Below are 6,000 nucleotides of genomic sequence, written 5' to 3'. Positions count from 1 at the left end.
CTTGGGGCCCGCGCGGGGCTACCTCCCCCGAGTCATGACGCCCGTCGCGGACAGGTGCGGATCCGGTAGATGCCTCCGGATCCGCATCCGGATGCTGATCCAGGTTGGCTGGGATGTGGCGATGCGGGGTAATGCTCTGTTGTGCGGTCCTGGCCTCTTCCATCGCTGACGATGCGATGACAGTGCAAGTTTTAAGAGTCGGCCCGGCAAGTAGCGTTTGACCCCGTAGGCCAATTGACTTCGACGAAAATGATTGAGAGTCGGTGAAATTCAACTGATTTGAAATGCGCCAACAATCCAGTTCGATTTCACCAAATCTGAAATCCACTGCTAGGGGAAAAATATTTGCTAGCCGTGGTACGGTTGGCGCCAGACGACTTGATGTCGTCTCACTACAGTCCACATGAGAGAGCCCCGCGCTCGCCTGGTAGCAAGTACGCGGGGCTCTGACGGTGAGGACTAGATGGGCCCACCCTTCGCGAGAGGGTAGGGCCCATCTGCTTCTTGGTCGCAGGTCACCAGATCTCCAGGCCGTAGTAGATGACCTGGAAGATCGAGCCCACGAGCTGGGCCGCGTCTACGGTCCAGCGAAGCCTCTTCGCCCACACCGACCCTTTGCCTCCCTCGGGGGGTTGAGTGCCTCCCTCGGGGAACTTCGTGCCGGTGTTGTCCACCTGTACCTCCTCTTGCCGGATGGAACCAGCTGGGTGCCACCCGGGCAGCCGAAGAGGTATTGCGTCGAAGATACCACCCCGTGAAGGGCTCGACGGGCGCCAAGCAGGGATCACGGGAAGGCTTTTCTGGAACTTCCGTAATCCACGCGGATAAGGCCACTGGGATGCCAGAGTCCCGCACGGGATTTCGCGGCGAGAAAGGCCGGTCGCAATTACGTACAAAGCTGCAGCTCAGGGGCTACAAAGACGTCGGTTGGGCGCTCGTTTCGTCGTCGCCTTGGCGACCGACTGGCAACGGTCACCCGTTGCATAGAGTAGCCGTTTAATTGCATTAGGTGACATTGCAAGGAGACCGGCCTCATGCAGCACGAGGGCGAGCTTGTGCAGCGTGAGGAAGGGGACGCGGCTCCACGGCCCAGCGGTGCACGGGGTTGTCGACGGGCGGGCGCCGCATCCGGTTACTCGTCCTCCCGCTCGACGACGGGCTGCTCCTGGTGGTCTGCGCCGCCGCCCGTCCCGAGCCGCCTGCGGCCCCCGGGCGGCACCCGCCGCACCTCCTGCTGCTCCGCCACCCACGCGCCGTCTGCGGCCCTCTCAGCGGCCGTACGCGCCCTCGGGTCACGCACCGGCTCCGGGATGTCCTGCCCCGCACCCAGGGCCCGTCTCGTCGTTGACACAGCGGCAGCCTTCCACGCGCGTGGGGGTAGGCCGCCACCAGGTCGCGTCTCTGGTCGTACCTCTGCTCTCGCCTCTGGTCGCATCGGGGTTGGCCCACGGGGGCCTTGGAGACGCGCTCTGACCTGGAAGACAAGGGGTACGCCGACGGGTGGTCGGTGCGCCGACTACTTCCCTGTGGCGGTGTCTGGCGCGGTCGGTCCGTCTAGCAGCCATCGCCCGCGCCCGGCCTCGGTCACCGAGGGGCGGTGTCCCCCGGCGCGAACGGCCGTCGCCACGACGATGCCTGATCGCGCTGGGGGATGCTGCCCGCAGCGGGGGCCTGGGGGCCGGCGAAGGCCACCAGCGGCCACCGGCATTGGCCAAGGGGCCGCGGGCCCCCGGCTACCTGCTCTGTCCGCGTGACTGCCCAGGAGAGGGCGGCATGTACGTGGACGCCTCGTTGCGGGCGCGGATGGCCGCGCGTTGGGCTTCCCTGGCCTCGTGCTGCTGCTGGAGGGTCTTTCGGCCCGCGCTCTCCAGGTCGTGCAGCTGCGGGTGCTTCCTGGAGATCGTGACACGCAATTCCTTCTCGGCGCGCGCCTGTGCCGATCGGGTGCGGGCTCGCTCCGCCTCCCCCCGCTGGCCTGCTGCGTTGCCCGTGAGGCGTGCCACCTTCTGCTGGTCGCGGACGTCAATGGTGTGCCCGGCCCGTTCGGCGGCGGCCCGCATCTCGGTGAACCGGTCGGCGGCCGATGCGAGGTCGTCGGGCGGCGGCTGGTACTGCCCGACTCCGAGGCTGCCGGCGAACCGGCTGGCGCGGATCAGGGTCCACGCGTCGCGTACGGCGTTGCGGGCGGCGTTCTCGGCGCGGATCCGCTCGGTGCGGGCGGCGGCGTGCTCAGCCGTGTACTGCTCGGACAGAGCCTGCTGCTCCTTGCGGGAGGTACCGGCGAGCCGCAGGGTCAGCCAGTTCTTGTCGTCCGCGCGGGCGAGTTCGGACAGCCACTCGGTGCGTTCCTCGGCGGCCCGCTTCATGGAGGCGGCGGTGTTCGTCTCCCGGTGCGCGGTCGCCACCAGGTCGTCCGCCTGGTCCAGGAGGTCACCGGCCTCGGCGGCGTACGCCTGCCCGCGGGTACGGCCGTCGGCCGCGTTGCGCTCCAGCTCCTCGGCGAGGGCGCGGGCCGCGGTCTCGTCCTGGCGGGCGAGGTCGTCGCAGCCGGCGGCGAGTTTGTCGTTGCTGGTGATGGCGGAGCGCAGCGCGCGGTCGGTGAGGTCACCGTACGGCCGCTGGTTCCAGGGCGGGATGCGTTCCTCCTTGAGCCGCTGGAGCCTGGCCAGTTGTTCGTCGGTCAGCCGGGGCTCGACGTCGGATTCTCGTTGGCGGCCGGGGTCGCTGTCGGCTCGGGCTGTCTCGGCGTCGCGGTCGCGCTGGGGCGGGAGGGCCGCAGGCTCCGGCGGCTCGTGCAGCAGGTCCGAGACCATCGAGTCGGGCCGGGACTGTCCCAGGAACTCGGCGAAGGCGGCGATGGCGCGCTCAAGTTGCTCGCGGTCGGAGCGCGCGGCCCCGAGGCGGGCTTGGGTCTGCTCGCTCTCGACCACGTCCAGGGGGAGCCAGAGGTGGTTCTCCTTGCGGGCCCGGGTGATGCCCGGGTAGCAGGCGAAGGCGTTGGCGCCGTGCCCGTACATCAGCGCGGTGTCGCAGGTCAGTCCCTGGCTTGCGGCGATCGTCATGGCGTAGCCGAGCGACAGCGCCCCGGACGCGATCTGATCGGCTGTCATCCACCCCGACTCGTACCGGACGCCGTCCTCGGCGCGGACGTCCTTGACCCTCCAGGTGACCTCGACCCGGTGGGCGTCGTCCATCGCCGTGACGACGGCGCGGTACCCGTTGAGCATGTCGGGGCCGTCGCCCCGCCTGGACCGGTAGTCGTTGACGCGGATGCGTACGGCGTCGCCGACGGCGAGGGTGACCGAGTCGCCGCCGGGCATCGCGTAGGTGTGCTCGGCGCCGAGTTCGCCGGCCGCGCGCCGGATCTGCTGGGCACCGAGGTTGAGGGCGTCGACGTCGCTGTTGCGGGCGGCGAGCACCACCAGGTGCTGGATGAGGTCGTGGGTGCCGGGCCACTTCGAGTCGCGCAGCTCGTCCCAGGCGGTGAGGATCTGGGAGCGGGCCTCGTCTGCGGTGGCCGCGGCGTGAACGCGTCCGCCGGCGGCGAGGAGGTCCAGCGCGTGCCGGTGGTCCCCGGTGCGCCAGACCTCCAGCGCGTGCCGTTCGGCGGCGTCCTCCTGGCGGCGGTTCTCGGTGAGCGTCAGTCCGCGCACGATCCGGTGGACCTCGCGGTGCCAGCCGCCGACACCCACGGCCTGGAGCTGGAGGTGGTCGCCGATCCCGACGACCTTCGTGCCGGTGCGGGCGGCCTCCGCCATCAGCGCGGCGGCGGACCGGTCGTCGACCATCGTCGCCTCGTCGACCACGAGGACGTCGACGCCCCGCAGGCCGCGACCGTCGCGGATCTCCTTGAGCCAGGCAGCGACCGTGCGGGACGGGATGCCCGAGGCGTCGGCGAGGCCCTTGGCTGCGACCGCCGTGAGGGTGGCGCCCGCGTACGTGGTGCCGGTGGCGTCCCAGCCGATCCGGCACGCCTCCATCAGCGTGCTCTTGCCCGCGCCGGCGACACCGATGAGGGCGTCGATGCCGTGCCCGGCGACCAGGACCCGGGTCACGGCCGCGCGCTGCTCGGCGGACAGCTCGAACCCGGCCGCGACCTCGAAGACGCCGATGGCGGCGGCGGCCTGGTCCCCGGTCAGCTGTACCGAGCCGCTCTCGTACCGGTCCAGGGCGTGCCGGCGTACGGCGGCCTCGCAGTCCAGCACGTCCTGCGTGGTGAACCGCGCGACCGACGACATGACGGTCGAGCCGAGGGTGGGCACCCGCACCGCGTAGCCCTCGATGGCGAGGACCTCGTCGACGAGCTGCTCCAGGCGGTCCGGGTCGGCGTCGATGCCGAACTCCAGGGCATTGACGACAGCGGCCAGAGCCTGCGCCCGGCTGAAGGTCTTCTCGTGCGCGGTCAGCCCGGCCTCGGGGTCGAAGACGACCGCGGCGAGGTCGGCGGGCGGCGGGATGCGCGGGCCGCCTCCGGGGCCGCCGACACCGTCACCGCCGTCCGGGCCGGGCGGTCCCGGAGCCGCAGCCGCAATCATGGCGTCGACGTCGTCGACGACCTGCTCGGCGCGCTGCCTCCAGCTCCCCCGCATCGTGGTGGCGTCGGCATCGAGCTTGTCGCGCTTGGTCGCCATGCTCACCGCCTGCTTCTCCTGGCGGCTGGCGTCGGCGCCGGCCTTCTCGTCCACCAGCGCTGCCCGGCGCGAGAAGTGGTCGCGCAGCTGCTCGGGGACGCCGACGACTTCCCACGCGCCGGTCCGCTCGTTGCGCTCGCGCCGGATCCCGTAGTGCTGGAAGGTGAGCGCGCGGACGCGGGCCTTGAAGTACGCGTCGGCAGCCGAGGCGTGGCGGTGCAGGTCCTGCCCGCTGTTGGCGATGGCCCGCCACTCGCCGTCCTCGCACAGCGCCAGGTTGGCGACGGTGACGTGCAGGTGCAGGTGCGGGTCACCGGGTTCCCCGGCCCGGACGGGGCGGGCGCTCTGGTGCTCGACCGACCACGCGAGCAGTCCCCCGGTGGCGAGCCGGACCGGGGTCCCGTCCTCGCTGCCGACCGCGTACCCCACCCATCGCTCGATCTGCCGGAAGGTGTCCGTCTTGGCCTGGTGCACGAGCTGGCGCAGATCCTCGGCGGGGATCTCGCCCATGAGCGCCTGGACGACGCTGTCGCTCTTGGGGAGGTCGAGGACGATGTCCCAGCCGCGCACCCGGTCGTCGACACGGCGGTCCTTGTGCTCCCAGGCCATGGCGAGTTCGGTTTCCCCGTAGACGTCGTCCAGGGAAATACCGGCGGCCCGCGCGAGTTTGTGAAGGGTGGTGACCTGCATTCGGTGCATTTCGCCGAACCGGTGGACATTCCGCTTCTGGGTCTCGAATACGGCCTGCTGCTTCGGTTTTCCTGTGAACAGTTCGCCCGGCTCAACCCCCTTTTCCTCGGCAGCCTTTTCGATGGCCTCGACGAGCCGGGCGGTGGTGAGCTGAGCCAATGAGTGGGCGCGGACGGACGTACGGGATTTGATGAGGCGGGCGCCCGTTTCCGGGTGGCATCCGTTCATGAGGCGGCGGGCGGCTTCCTTGCCCTCGTCGTCCAGTTCGGCGCCCTCCACCAGGCCGACGTCCTTGAGACCGCTGCCCATCCAGATCAGAGCGGATCCGGCCTCAGGGCGGAGCCGGTAGCCGACGGCCTGGTCCTCGCCGTCCTCGCCGAGGACGACGGTCTTCTCGCCGTCGGCCTCGACCACGGCGCACCCGGCCTGTTGCTTGAGCCGGTACTCGACCTGCTCGTCGACGGTGATCTTCGTGACCCAGGCCATGGCCTGCTCCTTCCCACCCGTGCCCGCCCAGCACGCTTGTGTGCTTGTGCCCTCCCGGCCTGCCGGGGTTCCCCGCAAGGGGAACCCCCTTTGTCCTCTCCTTGTTTTTGATCATGAAGGGGAGAGGCTGGCAGGATCGCCCGCCCGGCAATGGGCGGACCAGCAGCCGACCGTCGACAGAACGATGCCACTC

3 protein-coding genes are annotated in these 6,000 nt (G+C 70.2%); all 3 read right to left on the bottom strand.

The features are described 5' to 3' along the window. Nucleotides 1-515: 515 nt before the first annotated feature. Nucleotides 516-674, bottom strand: a complete 159-nt coding sequence (locus ACFXAZ_RS34510) for a hypothetical protein (RefSeq protein ID WP_384599343.1) — start codon at nt 672-674, stop codon at nt 516-518. A gap of 458 nt (nt 675-1,132) precedes the next feature. Beyond that, nucleotides 1,133-1,351 (bottom strand): hypothetical protein, encoded by a 219-nt coding sequence (locus ACFXAZ_RS34505; protein ID WP_384599340.1) that lies wholly within the window; start codon nt 1,349-1,351, stop codon nt 1,133-1,135. Between the two features lie 382 nt (nt 1,352-1,733). Beyond that, complete coding sequence (gene mobF, locus ACFXAZ_RS34500; RefSeq protein WP_384599337.1) at nt 1,734-5,807, bottom strand: MobF family relaxase; 4,074 nt, start codon at nt 5,805-5,807, stop codon at nt 1,734-1,736. Between the last annotated feature and the right edge of the window lie 193 nt (nt 5,808-6,000).

Source organism: Streptomyces sp. NPDC059477 (assembly GCF_042749375.1).
Classification (GTDB): Bacteria; Actinomycetota; Actinomycetes; order Streptomycetales; family Streptomycetaceae; genus Streptomyces.
This window is presented reverse-complemented; position numbering and strand designations above follow the sequence as displayed.

Excerpts from the sequence above, each read along its gene's own strand:
- mobF (WP_384599337.1), bottom strand. The coding sequence starts at position 5,807 with ATGGCCTGGGTCACGAAGATCACCGTCGACGAGCAGGTCGAGTACCGG.